This is a genomic window from Acinetobacter sp. Tol 5 (assembly GCF_019702905.1).
In the GTDB taxonomy this organism is placed as follows: Bacteria; Pseudomonadota; Gammaproteobacteria; order Pseudomonadales; family Moraxellaceae; genus Acinetobacter; species Acinetobacter bereziniae.
In genome coordinates this window covers 848,495-867,728 of record NZ_AP024708.1, presented here as the reverse complement: position 1 = coordinate 867,728, position 19,234 = coordinate 848,495, and the positions used below count along the sequence as shown (strand labels likewise).

Sequence of the window (19,234 nt, the reverse complement as noted above, 5' to 3'; positions counted from 1 at the left end):
GTTATTTAAACTATTTTTGTTAAATCATTTTATTTAAATAACTTCGAAAAATCATCACTACATGTTTTGACCATAATGATGGCATGCTCACGGCTACCATCTTTATTGGGATAGTAGTTTTTGCGCAAATCAATCTGATGAAAGCCAGATTTTTCGTACAATGCGATTGCTGCTTGATTTGACTCACGAACTTCAAGAAAGATTTGTACAGGATTATTTTTTAACAAGGTTATCGATTCCTCTAACAGTTGATAACCTAACCCTCTCCCCTGCTGACTTGGATGAATAGCCATGAGTAATAGATTTGCCTCATCTAGCACAGGTTGCAAAATACAAAAACCAACAACTTGATGGTTCTGTTCAATTACCGTGCTCACATAGCTTGTGATGGACTCCTCGAATTGACTTATTTTCCAAGGATGGCTTTGTACTTGATTTTCAATTTCAGCCACAACATGTAAATCTGAAGCTTGCATTAAACGAATCATCTTCGTTCATTAACTCAATATAAAAAATGAATTATATGTAATTTATACAATTAGTCGAATAAAAAAGAGCAACAAATGTTGCTCTTAGATAATGCGCTCAATCAAACATTAAAGCCCTAATTTTGCTTTCCATGTTTCAAGCAAACTAACTGTATCTAAATCATTTGGATGAAATCCAGGTTTAAAGTAAGCCAACATCTCTTTGGTCATGCCTGTAATAATGCCTTTTGAGGGGCTATAAGCATATTTATAAATGATGCCGAGCTCTTTTAGATTAAGCTTTCCATCCTCTTTTAATAGACGTACAACAAATGAGGATTGCGCCATAAAGATCAGTACCATTGAAACCACCAAGGCTGTTGTACGTAATCCATAAGCTTTAATGCCTTTACCAAAGACCGCTTCATACACATCAAAAGCCACCGCTTTATGCTCATTTTCCTCTACCGCATGCCAATACCACATATATGACATGGTTGGATCGGTCATGAGCTTTTGAATATGTTCATTTATCAATAGTTGAGAGGCTATCGTGGCAGTAAAGTGTTCTAATGCTGTTGTCGCAGTCAAATCAACCATTTCTTGAGTCATGCCAAATGGTTTAACAACTCTTGCAAACCATTTTCGTGCACCTTGAATAAGCGCACCTGTTTCACGTTCATACTTCTCAACATCGTGTCCAAATCGTTTTGCGGATGCATTAAAGTTTTCATGCTCTTTGGTGTGCATGGCTTCTTGACCAATAAAAGCACTGATTTCTTTTTGCAATGCTTGATTGTCTTTAATTGCTGGGTGATAACGCACTGCGCGTACAGAATCAATAAATAACTTTTCACCATCTGGGAACAAAGCAGATAATGCCGTCATGAAATGTGTAATACCTGCAGAGTCATTTGCCCAGTATTCAGGTACATCGTCAAAATTAAAATCCATACGACGTACAGGGAAGGTTGCACCAGCACGGTTTGAAATATTCACTTTTGCATTCATTGCAGTTACTCCTATTAAGTGAGATATCACTTAAATTCTTTATGTTTGTTTTTCTCTTTCTTTATCTTACTTTTTTATAATTTTTGGATAATTGCAGATTAGGTCACACAAATATCAGTTAAGGACAGCTTTAGACTGTAATTGTCTGACAATTTATAGGTTTGGTTTTAGCCATAAAAAAAGCGCCCCATAGGAGCGCTTTTTTATACACAATCAGCGATTATGCAGTTACTTTAGCAACTACACCAGCACCAACTGTACGACCACCTTCACGGATCGCAAAACGTAGACCTGGGTCCATTGCGATTGGGTGGATCAATTCTACTGACATTTCAACGTTGTCGCCTGGCATTACCATTTCAACGCCGTCTTGTAATTGGATTGCACCAGTTACGTCAGTTGTACGGAAGTAGAACTGTGGACGGTAACCGTTAAGGAACGGAGTATGACGACCACCTTCTTCTTTAGAAAGTACATATACTTCTGCGTCGAATTTAGTGTGCGGCTTGATTGTACCTGGTTTAGCAAGTACTTGACCACGTTGTACGTCTTCACGCTTAGTACCACGTAAAAGTACACCACAGTTCTCGCCAGCACGACCTTCGTCTAGAAGTTTACGGAACATTTCTACGCCAGTTACAGTTGTTTTAACTGTATCTTTAATACCAACGATTTCAACTTCTTCGCCTACTTTAACGATACCAGATTCTACACGACCTGTTACCACTGTACCACGACCAGAGATTGAGAATACGTCTTCGATTGGCATCAAGAATGCTTTGTCGATTGCACGCTCTGGTTCTGGGATATAAGAGTCAAGCGCTTCAACAAGTGCAAGAACTGCAGATTCGCCATACTGACCAGCATCACCATTAAGTGCAGCAAGTGCTGAACCACGGATGATTGGAGTGTCATCACCTGGGAAGTCATAAGTAGAAAGAAGTTCACGAACTTCCATTTCTACTAATTCAAGTAATTCTTCATCATCAACAAGGTCACACTTGTTAAGGAATACAAGAATATAAGGTACACCTACTTGGCGAGAAAGAAGGATGTGTTCACGAGTTTGTGGCATTGGACCATCAGTCGCAGCACATACAAGGATCGCACCGTCCATCTGAGCAGCACCAGTGATCATGTTTTTAACATAATCGGCGTGTCCTGGGCAGTCTACGTGAGCGTAGTGACGGATTGGAGAATCGTATTCTACGTGTGAAGTATTAATTGTAATACCACGTGCTTTTTCTTCTGGTGCAGAGTCGATTGCTGCGTAGTCTTTAGCTTCACCGCCGTAAGTTTTTGCACAGATAGTTGCAATTGCAGCAGTTAAAGTTGTTTTACCATGGTCAACGTGACCAATTGTACCCACGTTTACGTGTGGCTTATTACGTTCAAACTTAGCCTTAGCCATGAGAGCTTCCTTTTTTAACTACTCATGCAGGGTCACTGCATGAGCACTTGGTTTTTAACTATGAATTAGTTTGGGCTTATAGTAATCGAAAGATTACTCGTCGTCACCTTTTTTACCGCCAGACTGGAATTTAGAAATGATGCCTTCAGCCACGTTACGTGGAGTTTCAGCATATTTAGCAAATTCCATAGAGTATGTCGCACGACCTTGAGACATAGAACGCATTTGAGTCGCGTAACCAAACATCTCAGCAAGTGGAACTTCAGCACGAATTGCTTTAGTACCGCCAGGTAAGTCATCCATACCCTGAACCATACCACGACGACGGTTTAAGTCACCCATGATATCGCCCATGTAGTCTTCTGGAGTTTCTACTTCAACTTTCATGATCGGTTCAAGCAAGATCGGATCTGCTTTCATGAAACCATCACGGAATGCGTAAGAACCTGCCATTTTGAACGATAATTCGTCAGAGTCGACATCGTGGTAAGAACCGTCAAATAATGTCGCTTTGATACCCACAACAGGGTAACCAGCCAAGACACCATTCTTCATACGTTCTTGAATACCTTTGTCAACTGCACCGAAGAATTCTTTAGGTACAACACCACCAACAACTTCTTCAGCAAATTCGTATTCTTTACCAGCTTCAGGATCAAGCGGTTCTAAACGTACGTATACGTGACCGAACTTACCTTTACCACCAGTTTGACGAACGAATTTACCTTCTTGTTCAACAGACTTTTTGATTGTCTCACGGTAAGCAACCATTGGTTTACCAATGTTCGCTTCAACACCGAATTCACGTTTCATACGGTCAACGATGATGTCAAGGTGAAGCTCACCCATACCCGCAATAATTGTTTGACCAGATTCTTCGTCAGTGCGAACACGGAACGATGGATCTTCTTTCGCCAAACGACCTAAAGCAATCGACATTTTTTCTTGGTCAGCTTTAGTTTTTGGCTCAACTGCAAGTGCAATTACTGGCTCAGGGAATTCCATACGCTCAAGTGTGATGACATTTTTCTCATCACAAAGTGTATCACCTGTAGTTACGTCTTTAAGACCTACACACGCAGCGATATCACCCGCACGGATTTCTTCAACGTCTTGACGATCGTTTGCGTGCATTTGCACGATACGACCAATACGTTCACGTTTAGATTTCACTGGGTTATAAACAGAATCACCTTGTTTAAGAACACCAGAGTAAACACGTACGAATGTCAAGTTACCTACGAACTTGTCGTTCATGATTTTGAACGCCAACGCAGAGAATGGAGCTTCGTCAGATGCTTCACGAACAGCTTTAGTTTCAGCTTTATCGTCAAGTACACCTTCAATCGCTTTCACTTCTGTAGGTGATGGCAAGAATTCAATTACAGCATCCAACATACGTTGAACACCTTTGTTTTTGAACGCTGTACCACAAAGCATTGGTTGAATTTGACAAGCTAATGTTTGAACACGTAAACCAGAAACGATGTCTTCTTTATCAAGATCACCATTTTCAAGGTATTTGTCCATTAACTCTTCAGAAGCTTCAGCAGCAGCTTCAACCATGTTTGTACGCCATTCTTCAGCAGTCGCTTGAAGATCAGCTGGAATATCGCCGTATTCGAACTTCATACCTTGAGAAGCTTCGTCCCAAATGATCGCTTTCATTTCGATCAGGTCGATAACACCTTGGAAGTTTTCTTCAGCACCGATTGGAACAACGATAGGTACAGGATGTGCACCAAGACGTGTTTTCATTTGTTCAACAACACGGAAGAAGTTTGCACCTGTACGGTCCATCTTGTTCACGAATGCTAAACGAGGTACTTGGTACTTGTTCGCTTGACGCCATACAGTTTCAGACTGAGGTTGTACACCACCTACAGCACAGTAAACCATACAAGCACCGTCAAGAACACGCATAGAACGTTCAACTTCGATTGTGAAGTCTACGTGTCCCGGTGTATCAATTACGTTGATACGGTGTTCAGGGAACTGTTTACTCATACCTGACCAGAATGTAGTCGTAGCAGCTGAAGTGATTGTAATACCACGTTCTTGCTCTTGTTCCATCCAGTCCATTGTTGCTGCACCATCATGTACTTCACCAATTTTGTGAGATACACCTGTGTAGAACAAAATACGTTCTGTAGTCGTGGTTTTACCAGCATCAATGTGCGCAGAAATACCAATGTTACGATAACGAGAAATTGGGGTTTGACGAGCCATGATTTCTTGCATTCCTAAATTTTGTTGTTTAAAACAGGACGCATCAATGAAGCATTGATGCGTACGGATACTCAATACGTAATGGGCAACTTAAATACCCGCAAATCCCCCACTTTGGTAGAGGGCGATGTTAAATCGAGCTGCAATACGCATGAGTATTCTCCTGATAAGGGACTGTTTTAGCCGCTTAGAAGCGGTAGTGAGAGAAGGCTTTGTTAGCTTCAGCCATACGGTGCACATCTTCACGTTTTTTGATCGCTGCGCCTTTACCTTCAGCTGCATCAAGCAACTCACCAGCAAGACGTAACGCCATAGTTTTTTCAGAACGCTTAGCAGCAGCATCTACTAACCAACGCATAGCCAAGGCAGTACGACGGGATGGGCGTACTTCCATAGGTACTTGATAAGTAGCACCACCAACACGGCGTGCTTTTACTTCGACCATAGGACGAACTTTTTCAAGAGTAGTCTCAAAAAATTCAACTGGGTCAACTTTGTTTTTTTCTTGAACGCGGTCTAAAGCACCGTAAACGATACTTTCAGCAATAGACTTTTTACCATCTTGCATTACGTGGTTCATGAATTTAGCGATTGTTTGGCTACTGAACTTAGGATCCGGAAGGATTTCACGAGCAGCAACTACGCGACGTCTTGGCATTTTAATCTACCTATAAATATGACACTTCAGGTTTATCCAGCATGAGCACAAAGTGTCATGTGCTATTCGCTGGCCTTACTACACGTCGCTTGAATTTCACAAAATTAATGCAGAAATCAGACAAGCGAGACGATAAAGGATTGTGGTTCTATCGGCTTAAGAAGCGAATCTCGAAAGATTATTTCTTAGGACGTTTAGTACCGTATTTTGAACGAGACTGGTTACGATCTTTAACACCAGCACAGTCCAAAGAACCACGAACGGTATGGTAACGTACACCTGGTAAGTCTTTAACACGACCACCACGGATAAGAACAACACTGTGCTCTTGTAGGTTATGACCTTCACCACCGATATAGCTAGAAACTTCAAAACCTGAAGTTAAGCGAACACGGCAAACTTTACGCATTGCTGAGTTAGGTTTTTTAGGTGTAGTTGTATAAACACGTGTACAAACACCACGACGTTGTGGGCAAGCCTTCAACGCAGGAACTTTTGATTTTTCAACCAAAGTTGTACGACCCTTACGGATCAACTGATTTGTTGTTGCCATATGGCAATTCTCCCGTTAATAAAAAGCCTCAAAAAATTACCACTTTTTGAGGGCATGCAATTGTAAGCCAAGATGTAAAAATGGTCAATATTCAACGTACTGTCAAATATTGACCATTTCGAACTTTGCAGATAAAACCAAGCAAACTTATTCCGGCTTATTTTCTGATTTTTTATCAGTAGCTTCTGCGTTTTTTTCAGTGCCTTTTACTGTATTTTCAGCATTAACTTTCGGTTTGGCTGGTGTACGTTTTTTTGTTACAGTTTTTGCGGCTGTCGTTGCCTTTACCGCAGAAGTTGAAGTAGCTGTAGCTGGCTTTTTCTGTACATTGCGGCGAGGTTTTGCCGTGATCGATTTTTCATCCAACTGTTCAGACGTGTTTTTTCCAATATGCGTATCAGCTAATTTCTGAATACCCTGTTCAACTTTTTCTACAGGATTTGAAACAACATCTTCCTCATTGGGTTTTTCTTTCACTTCAACTTGAGTAATGGTTTTGTTCTCAATTTGTACATCTGTTTTCTCTGGATTACTCTTTTGCGATGAATCCGCTAAAAGTAATGGATTGGCATGAGACAGCAACTGAGTAAACTGCTCATAAGCCTCTAAAGTATCGATTGTTTGATCAGGGTGCTGAAGCAAATATTGACGTGCTCCTGAAAAAACGATTTGAGCTTGCGCTGTGGCATCATCCACCAATTTCCAACTATATACAGCGCTGATTCCCATCGTGGCTAAAGGTGTTAAACGCGTCAACAGATTGAACTGTGGAAGATTATTCATCCATGATAATTTAAATGAACCATCTTCATTGGCAATCCATTTTTTTAACAGCTCAGCATCATTTGCTGAACCTAATAATTGCTGGAGTTGATTGACATTATGGGTTTGCAAAACACCCGCAAATGTTCGAATTGCCGCAATTAATGCCTGCTTTTCAGCGACAGTCCCAAGGTCAATCTGTTTAAAAATATATTCTACAACGGTATGGTCTTTAGCCTGTAACTCAAAACCATATGCTCGCCCAGTATGGTAAACACTTCGTAGCGCCAGAGCCAAGGAAGTTGGTACATCAATAATCGCACCAACGCCTCCAACCGCACCTGTCAATGTACCCTGAATTGCGGCAATAATCTTATTTTGATTCGCTAATGCAGTACTGATCCGTCGTGAACGTTCAGTATCTTGACTAAGTTCTGCTAGATTTTTTGCACCAACCTCTTTTAATACGGACTCAACAGAGGTCAACTCAGAGACAAAATCATTGAGTTTATCGAAAAGGAAATCTGACAGTTTTTCATTTAAGTCTGGGGAAATAAATGAAGCAACATGATTAATTTTTTTTGAATGTTTTCCCAACAGTTTACCAGTTACATTGGGTAAATGCTCACGCATCATTTGCTGAGGATTTTCATATTTTTTTCGCTCAAAAGCATTTTTTTCTTGGGCTGTACCTTGAACAACTGAGTCTGCTTGAGGGCTTTGTGTAAGCTTACTGACTGTTCCTGGCGCGACATGCTGAAGCACATTTAAACCCGTTTCACTGAGTTTTTTTGCTACACCAAAAGCATTTGAAATAAGTCCGCTTGAATGTTTTTTATTGGAATTTACCATCTGCATCCTCTGTAACTATGTTTATATTACTAATACTAAGACATATAGCCTGAGTCTGCTGACAAATCATCTATGATGGAATCAGCAACACCCCCTGTACATTAATGTACCGAATCATTCACCAATACAATTACTATTTCATAAAATTTCAGTACAGATCAGTATACGATACAATTATAAACAATCCGAACGCTACTCGATGGCGATAAAATCAATATATTTTCTTATAAACAATAATATTAACAAATAGATGTCACAATTTGTCGCGAACAACAATTGAACGGGTGGTGATCTTGGCTTTTGCCAGCTATGATAGTTTTATTCCTTCAAATATATTTACTCAATGATTATGAAACAGAATTTACAGAGTCAAATTAAATACAGTTCAGAACAAAAATATCAAGCAGAACTTGAGTGTTTAAAAGAACAGGATCAACACAGAAAACCTGCAGGTTGGCAACTTTCAGCGTATGCGGTTCGTTCATTTATTTTAGGTGATCACAAACTTGGTATTCAAAAAAAGTTTTATGGCGATGATGCACTTGTTGATCGTGCCTTAGTCACATTGATGGGAAATCAAGGGCTGATGCTGGTAGGTGAACCGGGGACGGCTAAATCTATGCTTTCAGAACTGTTCAGTGCAGCCATCTCTGGAAACTCTCATCTCACTATACAAGGAACTGCGGGTACAACCGAAGACCACATTAAATACTCATGGAACTATGCCCTGCTATTGTCAGAAGGTCCTACTGAAAAATCGCTGATTCCATCCCCCTTATTTCACGCCATGAAAAATGGTCAAATTGCACGGTTTGAAGAAATCACCCGTTGCCCACCAGAAATTCAAGATGTTTTGGTGTCATTACTTTCAGAAAAACAAATGATGATTCCAGAAATGGGACAAGATTTTAACTTAGCTGCGACACAGGGTTTTAATATTATTGCCACAGCCAACTTACGTGATCGTGGTGTACATGAGATGTCAGCTGCATTAAAACGCCGCTTTAATTTTGAAACCGTCAAAGCGATTCGTGACCGAAAGTTTGAAATTGAGTTGGTTGGATTGCAGCTGAAACAGCAGCTTGCAGAACTTTATCAAGAAATTCAAATACGCCCACAAATCATTGAGCTATTAGTCACTATTTTCAATGAATTAAGAACAGGGCAAAGTCTACAAGGTGCAAGCTTGAAAACACCAGATGCGGTCATGTCTACAGCCGAAGCTGTAAATATCGCCCATGCCGCAGGACTTCAAGCCATCTATCTGAGTGACGGTATTTTAAAAGCAGAGCATATTGCACAACAGTTGATTGGGGTTGTCTTTAAAGATAATCCAGATGATGCCAAACGCTTGCGTTATTATCTGGACACAGTAGTAAAAGAACGGGCACGTAAAGATGCCGATTGGAAAAGTTTTTATGAAGCCAGTCGAGAGTTTTAATGATGCAACTACTGGACCCAATCACAGTCATTGATGAAATGCCCGCTCGATTAAAACAAGCATTTCACCTTAAACAACAATTGGCACAGCAAAATGTATTCTTTGCACCTATTCGCCATCATAGTCCAGCCTGTGCTTTTGCTTTAAAACAGTACATCAATGAAATCAAACCCACACATATATTGATTGAAGCGCCAACCAGTTTTGAGTTCTTGATCCAAAGCTTACAAGAACAAGCCGCCGAACCTCCGATTGCGATCTTCGCGCAAGCACAATCTCATCACAACGGTTCCCCGTCTCACGCACAACAGGATGAACAACATCAAGCCAATCAATCTCAACCTGAGTTTTTTTCTGCCTATTTCCCTTTTTGTGAATATTCACCAGAATGGGTGGCGATTCAAGCGGCAAAACAACAGCATGCAGAAGTTAAGTTTATTGACTTGGATTGGACTCAGCAAAGCATTTTAAAAAGTCAGCAAAAGGATGCTGACTGGCAACAAAAAAGTTTGATGTCTGAACGATATTTTGCACATAGCCAATATATTCAAAAACTTGCTGAAAGCATGCATTGTCGAAATCATGACGAACTATGGGATCATTTATTTGAACTACAAAACGCCAGTCAACTACAACAGGCGCAACGTTTTTTTGATGATGTGTTTGTGTGGTGCTCATTGGCGCGTTTGGATTATGAACGAGAGGTACTTTTACGAGAAGCCTCTTTACACCGTGAAGACGTGATGTGGAATTGTATCCAAAAGGTGATGGACCCCGAACACAAAGTTTTAGTAGTGACAGGCGGATTCCATAGTATTGCCTTAATTGAAAATTTGAGTGATACCGCTCAGGCTGAACGCTTTATTGTTCAAAACTCAACTCAAAAGTGGCAAGAACAAGCATGGCTGATTCGTTATAGTTTTGATCGTCTTGATGCCCTGAATGGTTATGCTTCTGGCATGCCATCACCAGCCTACTATCAACACCACTGGCAAAACTTAAATACTCAGAACACCCCAACACCAGCAGATCAACAACAAGATTTTTTTCAGTATTTAAATGAATTGTGCCATTTTTTAAATCAACAAAATGCGCTTGATATCACCCCATTTATTGCACTTAAAAATACTGCGGAAATCGCATGGCAATTAGCGGTACTGCGTGGACACAATCAACCTAGCCGTTATGATCTACTCGATGCATTGCAATCTGCACTGATCAAAGGTGAAATGGATGATGGGCAACAACACTTATTTACCCATATCTTTCAATTTTTAAGTGGACAACGACTTGGCAAAGTTGCGCAGAATCAACATAGTCCAGCCTTACTTCAAAATACCTATCAACAAATTAAGACTTACCGCTTTAATCTCAATGACACTATTTTACGTCATCGAAAACTCGATATTTATCGTAAACCATTGCATCAAGAAATCAGTCAATACTTACATTTATTGGAATTTGTCGGCTGTCATTTTGCACAACGTATTTCAGGACCTGATTTTGTGCAAGGGGCAAGCTTGGACCTTCTATTCGAGGAATGGCGTTATGCATGGACCCCTAGTGTTGAGGCACGCTTAATTGAACTGGCTGAAATGGGCAATCAGCTTGAACAGATTGCTTTGATTAAAATGCGCAAGTTGCAGCAAGAAAATGAACAACAGGGTATGGGGCAATCTGCATTTGAAACTGCTAAATTATTGGCTCTCGCCTGCCGTTTGGGATTGAAACAGCATTTAAAACTGTTGAATCAGCAACTCGATGGATATCTTGAAAGCGATCAAAACTTGGCTTCAGTAATTGGCGCAGCACAACAACTCTACTATTTATGGCATGGTCGCAAACTACTCAAGCTTCCAGAACAAATGCTATTAAAAAGTTTAAGCTTTGCGGTCTATCAAGCCTGTTTTTTACTTGATCAACTTTATGATACCCATGAAGAAAAAGTTGAACAAAACCTGAAAAACCTAAAAAGCTTACATGAACTGATTTTAAACATCCAACAACAGAAGATGCCGCTTGAACATCATGTATTTAAAACGCAAGACTTCGATTTATTGAGTTTGATGTATGAACAGATTGATCTAACAAAACTGGATGAATTCCATCTCAATACATTGAAAGGTGCACTGCATACTTTACAGTTTTTAGATCATCAAATCGAGCAACAGCAGCTTCAACAATACTTACAACTGGCGTTTGCCGCAGGCAGTTCTCCTGAAGATTCGGTGCAGTATTTACATGGCATGTTTTTTATTGCGCCAGAAATCTTTGTACAATCAAAAGTAGCAATTGATGCATTACATCAATTGGTCAGCCATTGGACTGAAGATACTTTTATTCAGATTTTGCCTGATTTACGCTATATCTTTAGTCAACTCACGCCTAAACAAAGTACACAAGTGTCTAAACTTATCGCCCAAATCACAGGGCTTGGAAATGACACCATTCTGGATCAGGTATTGAGTCATATCAGTGAGCAAGATGTATTACAAGGCGTTCAACTGAATCAGCAACTTTATAAAATATTTGCATATGACCATTTAGAACACTGGGGAGCAAACTCATGAGCCAATTGCCTCCTAAACAAAATCAACATGACAACTCAGACAGCCATGTTGCGCTTGATGCAATGGATCAAGCACGTCGCTGGCGTCTGATGTTGGGTCGTTACGCGGATCAAAATTTATCTGCTGCTACGCTCTCTGGCGAGCAATTGAAGCTTGAACGCAATCTCGATTATCTCTATCAAAATGAATATAAACGTCGTGGAATCCAACAAGGTAAAAATCGTCATGGTGGTTTAGAAGCATCCCAATTAAATGCAATTAATTGGCTGAATCAAAGTCGCAAACTTTTCCCAAAATCGACTTTTGAACGCATGCAAAAACAAGCGATTGAACGATATGAATTAACCGAGTTATTTAAAAATCCTGAACATGTTCGACAACTTGAACCCAATCCAGCTGTAGCCAAAGCCTTACTGAGTATGCGTGGTCGTTTAAACAATGAGATGAAAGCGGCTATTCGAGAGCTGATTCAAAAGGTGGTTGAGGAATTACTACAAAAAATTCGTACACAATTTTTACAAGCCTTTCAGGGACGTCGTAATCGTTTTAAACGTTCGCAGCTAAAACAGGCACAGAATTTTGACTGGAAACGTACCATTCAGTCCAATCTGAAAAACTACCAGCCTGACTTACAAAAACTGATTATTCAAACGCCTTATTTTAATGCCCGTGTCCAAAAGCATTTGCCTTGGGAAATTGTCCTCTGCGTGGATCAAAGTGGTTCAATGATGAACTCGATCATGTATGCTGCGATTTGTGCCAGTATTTTAGCTGCACTGCCTGCAGTAAACATCAGTCTGGTACTGTTTGATACTCAAATTGTTGATCTCAGTCATTTGGCGCATGACCCTGTTGAAGTTCTACTCACCATGCAACTTGGAGGAGGAACAAATATTGGGCAGGCTTTACAATATTGTCAAAAGAAAATTAAACAACCACATCGCAGTATTTTAGTTTTGATCAGCGATTTTGAAGAAGGAGCATCTGTTCAACAGATGCTCAATACCACCAGTCAACTCAACCAACAAGGTTGTAAATTACTTGGACTTGCAGCACTCGATCAGGCTGCCAATCCCGTTTATGACAGTAATATGGCACAAAAACTCCAAGAACGTGGCATGCAAATCGCCGCAATGACACCTGAACATTTAGCGACTTGGTTTGCAGAGGTAATGCAATGAGTTGGCAGATATATACCCAATACGATGAAGATAGCCTCATTATGCACAGTAATGCAGGCTTATTAAGACGTGCACGAAAAGCGCTCAATGACGTTGAATTACTTCAACACAGTGATGAACAACTACTTCTTAAAGTTGAAGAATGTGAGGTTCTATTACCGATAAAAGGAATCACTCAGGCGCAATGTAATTGCCCTGCTCAAGGGTGTTGCAAACATATTTTAAGCAGTATTTTATGGGTTCAAGAAAACGTCGCTCAATTTTCAACAAATCAGCTTGTATTGGAAAATACGACTGAAAGTGCCATTCAGCAACAAAGCTCCAATACATCCGTTACCCCTGAGCACACCACAGCATCTGCAAAAGAACAACTCTTGGACTTTGATCCAAGCAAAATTCAAAAGCAGGCAGGTAAAGCCAATATTCGTTTAGCTTATGAATTTATTCAAAATTGGTTAGCACAACCAGAACAGTGTCAAATTGACATTCAAGACAATAAGATTTCTTTTCAAACAGACTTAAGTCCTCATCCTGTTCTACTCTACCCTGCTACTGGATTTGAAGGCATCTTGTCAGAAATCAATCACAAACAAAAAATTGCAGCGCATTTAGCATGTGTTGCTTACTTCTTTTTGCAATATGCACCAGAAAAATGGCAATGGTCGATTGAGTTAAACGAACAACAAAACAATCCGAACCAACAACTTGCTTTGGATGATCGTGAGTTCATCGAAGAACTTAAAACAATTTGTCAGAACTTTATTCAACACGGTTTATCTCATCTTGCCAAAGAAAACGTTATGTCACTGCATATTTTAAATATGCAGGCACGCGCCCAAAACCTTCCTCGCCTAGGCAGTTTATTACGTACACTACATGGCACTATGCGGCAATTTTTAGAGGACGATATACAGGTTGATGAACAACAGATTTATAATCAATTGGCACATCTATATGCTTATTTGACTGCACTTTCAGAAATTGAGTCTTTAAACCCAGAGTTTCAAACAGAAGCTTTAGCCAAGCTTCGCGGTGTGATACAACGTGATTATCAAAATGAAACGATTGCTCATTTGATTCCACTGGGTTGTGAATGGTGGAGTACCGACAGCGGTGCGCATGGTTTAACGGTGTGTTTTTGGGATGTGTCTGAACAACAACTCAAAGAAGTCACTCAAGCTAGAGCCAATCATTTAGACCGCACTTTTGATATGCATAGTGCAGCTAACACAGGTATTTGGGGAAGCTCTTTAAGCTTTTTACTTCAACACCAACTTGAACTGACCCATGCAAAATCAAGTTCAGATACTCAGCTCAGTGCAAGCACGGATACCCGTTTTTTACAGAAAGGCTCATTCAACGAGCTGACCATTTCTGACTTAGACCAGATGAATATCGGCGTATCTGAATGGCAAACTTTACAAGAGATGTTTGTCCCACATTCAAGTCTAGAACAACTCAAATCACGTTATGTTCTGTTGCGCCATCGCAGTATCAATGCACCTGAACTTAACGAGCTTGAACAATATTTTGAATATCGCGTGACAGACCAACAAGACATTGCGTTGAAATTAGTGATTCCAATCGAAGCAGAATATCGTGTTCGAATTAAGCATCTTACCCATCTTATCCAAAATGAAAAAATCCTTGCAACCTTGGTGCGTGTTGAAACAACACAACAACAGTTGCAATTCATTCCATGTAGTGTGATTTGGCAATCCTCCAAAGGATTAAAAATTTTTAGTCTTGACTATGACCATCCAATACAAAAGAAAAGTAGTTTGGCTGAACTCATCACAGGACGAATTGAAAAGCTTCTGGAACAGAAAAAACAATGGCAAAAGCAACAACATCTGTCTGCTTTAGAGGTGTTGGTTTTAGAAACACAAACATTGCTTGAGTTTTATGCCAATACAGGTCGTTCTCAATTTGATCGTGATGATCAAGATAAACTCAATGAGCTTGCCCAACAATTTGCAGATTTAGGTTTAAGTTTTATTCGCAACACATTACAAATGGGTTCTACTCAAGACGCTCTTGCAACGCAACTTTTAAAATGGCGACATGTTTTATTACAACTACAACGTTTAAATCAAAGAATCGTTTTAGAAGGACAAGTTACGTCGTGATAAATTAGTTCCGGTATTTAAATTGATGATATTTTTCTATAATTTTGCTGAACAACCTAGCGAAGTATTAAAGACTATAGAAAAGCAACACGCAGTTGCTCAAAAGGAATGTATATGTTAAATCAACTTTTTTCAAAAATAGAGTCTATGTTTTCGAAGCCTGAAGATAAAAGCATTCAAGCACAACAGGCAAACTCATCCCCAGCTGAAGATATTGACAAATATAATGAGAACCTCAAAAGTAAAGTAGAAAAGCTTTATCATATTTTTAGCCCTTTGGCTGTCATTGAAGAACAACTTGATCAGCATGTAGTTTTATTTATTTTGGAAGGTGAAAACCCAGAAATTCTCATCAAACTACAACAGTACACCGATGAAAAAGCGTTACTTTTATTGGGCAAGCCTGGCACTTATAGCTGGTATTGGCCTCAAAATAGTCAAGCACTAGATAAAAAACAAAACAAGCTTGCTGATGCAGCATTAAAACTACGCCGTCGTTATTATGGCGAGATTTTTGATGAATTAAACGCTGATCAAATTACCCGTTTTGCCAAAGTGCTCGAAGCCGCCACCAAGCAAAAAAATTTCACCAATATTTATGAAAAGGTACCTTCTTGGTTTATCTACCTTACCGTAGATGCATTTATCACTGCATTTGACAGCCAGCATTTTAGTGAAACTGATCCAAATAAATTATTAAAGCAAAATTGGACACAACAAAAACTGGTCGATTTACTTGAAAATGAACAGCAAGGTTTAGGGCAAGAGCTGTTAGCTTATTTATTTGAGCGTCAAAATATAGACAGTTACCATGCCAACAAATTAGAAAAATTATTGCTCTTAAAAGACACCAAAGAATTTATTATTGAACGCCTAGAACAATTAAAAAACATTATTCCCAATCTAAGCGTTATCGGACAGGAAAACTTTTTAGATTATATTGTTAAACAACCTTCTCTAATCAAACAGGTACCTGACTTAATTGTAAAACTCGCGATAGGTAAGTCTAAAACGATCCGTACCAAGGCAACCAGTTTGCTGAGCAATCTCAATGCTGAAGATAGTCAAAAATATTTACAGCACAGTTTACTGGAAGGTTCTAGCCAAGAACGTGGCTTTTCAGCAGATTTATTGGCGCGTTTAGGTGCAGACAATCTTGCTGTTTTAGAACAAGCTTTTGAGCAAGAAAAGCAAAAGTCCGTACAACAAATCCTACAAATGGCCATTCAACGCTTAAGATCCGTTGACAGTGCACAACTTCAAGAAAATATTGAAACCCCTGAATTTAAGCCCTTTATCGAACAAAAAATTCCACAGAGTTTTTCAGAGGTTATTTTAGAAAATTATCAGCAAATTTTAGCAAAAGCTGAACAAAATGCGCTTGATGAGATTGAAGAAAATAAAACTGCCAACTACAAGCGCAACTGGGCACAAGACCATTTAAAACAATTGAAGAAGATCAGTCGAGAGAGTTTATTGGCACTTGTGGATCAATTAAATGGTGATGCACCATTTAAAAATTTTCACAATGTTGAAAATATTATTACCTATAAAAACAAATATAAAAAATATCCTGAGTTTTCGATAATCCACGCTGCTCGAATTGTTTCTACACGAAATCGAGACTGGATCTATTGGCCAAACTTATTTGAAATGCTACGTCCAGAGGAATATGCTCAATATGAGTTGCGTCACATTGTCCAAGCTTTAGAGGCAGCTAAATTTTTCAGTCCACAACGTAAAGTTGCTAAAGGTATTTTATCATCATCATCCTATTATGAAAGTTTGCAGGATTATATTTATGACGCAGATAAAATTTGGCCATTCTTTGCTGAGAATCAACAATACTTAACAGAAGCTTTAGGGCTTTCCCCATCACTCGAAAAAAATGAATATCAAAGCTTTACCCCATCTGATGCAATTTTTGTGTTGAAATGCTTCCCTTCATTGCCAACTCAATTTATTCCACGCTTATTGGAATTTGCCTTAGGTGAGAACAAACGACTGCGTTATGAAGCTCAAGAGACCTTACAGCACCTTCCTGATATTCATCTTCGTGCGATTGAAGCGCTAGACTCAGGTAAACAAGAGATTCGAATCACAGCAATTGAATGGCTCGCACGATTACAAAATCAAGATGCAGTCAAACCACTTAATGCACTATTAAAGAAAGAGAAAAAAGAAATTGTACGCGCCGCATTATTAACCGCTCTAGAAAAATTAGGGCAAGATATTAGCGCCTATCTCAAACCAGAAGTATTACTCAAAGAAGCAGAAGACGGACTCAAAGGAAAACTATCGGCAAGTTTTACTTGGTTTGATTTTGAAACACTGCCAAAAGTGAAATGGAAAAATGGCAAAGCTGTCGATCCTAAGATCATCAAATGGTGGGTGATTTTGGCTGAAAAACTGAAAGAACCAAAAGCCAATGAATTATTACAGCGGTACATGGGCTTAGTTGATGAAAAAGACCAAGTTCAACTGGCAAACCATTTATTACACAGTTTTATTCATCAAGATACTTTGCAGACACCACTTGATGAAGCAACACAATATGCAACCAAAGAAGCGCCTAGTCGCTTAAGCTCTTATCGCGATGCCTATAAACGCTACGGTGAGAAATATCCTGAGTATTATGCCAAATACGCGACCATCACTTTAGAAGAGGTGATTGAAGAAATTAAGCGTGAACGTTTAGGGCTCTATCTGGGTTCTGCAATCAAGAGTAAAGGTATGCTTTCACTCACCGCTAATGCACAAGGAAGTTTTGCGGTCAAACAACTCCAAAACTATATGAAACAGCACTATCCGCGTCGCTCGCAAATTGAAGCGATGATCAGTGCATTGTCCATCAGCAATGATCCTTTGATTATCCAGCTATTGCTTGCACTTTCTCGCCGTTATCGTACTGCTTCAGTACAATCCCTTGCGAATGCTTTAGTCGCCGAGATCGCAGAACGCAATCAATGGACCAGCGATGAACTTGCTGATCGCACCATTCCAACTGCCGGCTTAGACGAAAATGGTGTATTACAACTACAATATGGCTCACGTAACTTTACTGCCATTGTGGATGATAAAGACAAATTCATTTTAAAAAATGAAGAAGGAAAAGAAGTAAAAGCCTTGCCTGCTGCACGGCAAAATGATGATGAAAGCCTAATCAAAGAGGCTAAATCACTGTTCAGCACCAGTAAAAAAGAATTTAAACAAGTGGTTGATATGCAAACAGGTCGTTTGTATGAGGCGATGTGCAGTGAACGTCAGTGGAATGTTGCTGAATGGCAAGAATACATCTTTGAACATCCAATTATGCGTCGCTTGATTCAACGTCTAACTTGGCTTGAAATTAAAAGCAACGGTGATAAAGTCAGTTTTAGACCGAGTGATGACGGTGCACTGTTGAATTTGGATGATGATGAAATTGAACTCAGTCCTGACAGTAAGATTCAAATTTCACATGCGGTTTTAGTTGGTAAAGAAGAAGCCCAAGCTTGGATTGCACACTTCAAAGACTATAAAGTGAAGTTTTTATTTGAACAAATGACTCATCATTTACCTCAATTTGAAGATGATAATGTCACAGAGATCAGTGATCATAAAGGTTGGCTAACCGATACATTTACCTTGCGTGGTGTAGTGACCAAGTTGGGATATCAGCGTGCCAGCATTGAAGATGGTGGCTCATTTGACCGATATACCAAGCCTTATAAACAACTGGGAATCGATGTCGAAATTACATTCAGTGGCAGTTATGTTCCTGAAGAGAACATTCCAGCAGTGCTATATGAATTGGCATTTAGTAAAAAAGCCAGCCGCTCTTGGAACAATAATGAACTCCCAATCAAAGAGATCCCACCTATTTTACTGGCAGAAAGCTACGCGGATTATTTAAAAGTCGCTGCAGCAACATCTGGTTTTGATCCAGAGTGGGAAAAGAAAACTCCGTGGTAAGCCATATTTCTTTAAA

General features: G+C 39.6%; 12 protein-coding genes. 5 read left to right on the top strand and 7 right to left on the bottom strand.

The window, feature by feature from the left end; genetic code table 11:
* Nucleotides 1–29: 29 nt before the first annotated feature.
* The 7 genes from rimI to TOL5_RS04105 all read right to left on the bottom strand — a co-directional run bounded on the left by rimI (nucleotide 30) and on the right by TOL5_RS04105 (nucleotide 7,943).
* Nucleotides 30–488 carry a ribosomal protein S18-alanine N-acetyltransferase gene (gene rimI / locus TOL5_RS04135; protein WP_005033592.1) on the bottom strand — a complete coding sequence of 153 codons (459 nt, stop codon included), beginning with the start codon at nucleotides 486–488 and terminating at the stop codon, nucleotides 30–32.
* A gap of 108 nt (nucleotides 489–596) precedes the next feature.
* The gene (locus tag TOL5_RS04130; protein ID WP_005033594.1) at nucleotides 597–1,478 is read right to left on the bottom strand and encodes a metal-dependent hydrolase; all 882 of its coding nucleotides are present in this window, start codon (nucleotides 1,476–1,478) and stop codon (nucleotides 597–599) included.
* Between the two features lie 220 nt (nucleotides 1,479–1,698).
* Nucleotides 1,699–2,889: an elongation factor Tu gene (gene tuf / locus TOL5_RS04125; protein WP_004718491.1), complete on the bottom strand. Its 1,191-nt coding sequence runs from the start codon at nucleotides 2,887–2,889 to the stop codon at nucleotides 1,699–1,701.
* 93 nt (nucleotides 2,890–2,982) lie between these two features.
* Nucleotides 2,983–5,118, bottom strand: a complete 2,136-nt coding sequence (gene fusA, locus TOL5_RS04120) for an elongation factor G (RefSeq protein WP_009586196.1) — start codon at nucleotides 5,116–5,118, stop codon at nucleotides 2,983–2,985.
* A 187-nt stretch (nucleotides 5,119–5,305) separates the two neighbouring features.
* On the bottom strand, nucleotides 5,306–5,776 hold the full coding sequence (gene rpsG / locus TOL5_RS04115) for a 30S ribosomal protein S7 (protein ID WP_004655203.1): 471 nt from the start codon (nucleotides 5,774–5,776) through the stop codon (nucleotides 5,306–5,308).
* Nucleotides 5,777–5,954: 178 nt separating this feature from the next.
* Nucleotides 5,955–6,329: a 30S ribosomal protein S12 gene (gene rpsL / locus TOL5_RS04110; protein ID WP_002050319.1), complete on the bottom strand. Its 375-nt coding sequence runs from the start codon at nucleotides 6,327–6,329 to the stop codon at nucleotides 5,955–5,957.
* A gap of 147 nt (nucleotides 6,330–6,476) precedes the next feature.
* The gene (locus tag TOL5_RS04105; RefSeq protein WP_121774609.1) at nucleotides 6,477–7,943 is read right to left on the bottom strand and encodes an EcsC family protein; all 1,467 of its coding nucleotides are present in this window, start codon (nucleotides 7,941–7,943) and stop codon (nucleotides 6,477–6,479) included.
* Nucleotides 7,944–8,292: 349 nt separating this feature from the next.
* On the opposite strand from TOL5_RS04105, the gene TOL5_RS04100 reads away from it, so the two are divergent.
* From TOL5_RS04100 to TOL5_RS04080, 5 genes are all read left to right on the top strand, one after another.
* Nucleotides 8,293–9,384: an ATP-binding protein gene (locus tag TOL5_RS04100; protein WP_121774610.1), complete on the top strand. Its 1,092-nt coding sequence runs from the start codon at nucleotides 8,293–8,295 to the stop codon at nucleotides 9,382–9,384.
* The gene (locus TOL5_RS04095) at nucleotides 9,384–11,954 is read left to right on the top strand and encodes a DUF5682 family protein (protein WP_199935089.1); all 2,571 of its coding nucleotides are present in this window, start codon (nucleotides 9,384–9,386) and stop codon (nucleotides 11,952–11,954) included. Before TOL5_RS04100 ends, TOL5_RS04095 begins: the two co-directional genes overlap by 1 nt.
* Nucleotides 11,951–13,135: a VWA domain-containing protein gene (locus tag TOL5_RS04090; protein WP_121774607.1), complete on the top strand. Its 1,185-nt coding sequence runs from the start codon at nucleotides 11,951–11,953 to the stop codon at nucleotides 13,133–13,135. The genes TOL5_RS04095 and TOL5_RS04090 overlap by 4 nt, the downstream gene beginning before the upstream one ends.
* The gene (locus TOL5_RS04085; RefSeq protein WP_121774606.1) at nucleotides 13,132–15,264 is read left to right on the top strand and encodes a hypothetical protein; all 2,133 of its coding nucleotides are present in this window, start codon (nucleotides 13,132–13,134) and stop codon (nucleotides 15,262–15,264) included. Before TOL5_RS04090 ends, TOL5_RS04085 begins: the two co-directional genes overlap by 4 nt.
* A gap of 114 nt (nucleotides 15,265–15,378) precedes the next feature.
* Complete coding sequence (locus TOL5_RS04080; protein ID WP_121774605.1) at nucleotides 15,379–19,218, top strand: DUF4132 domain-containing protein; 3,840 nt, start codon at nucleotides 15,379–15,381, stop codon at nucleotides 19,216–19,218.
* Nucleotides 19,219–19,234: the final 16 nt, after the last annotated feature.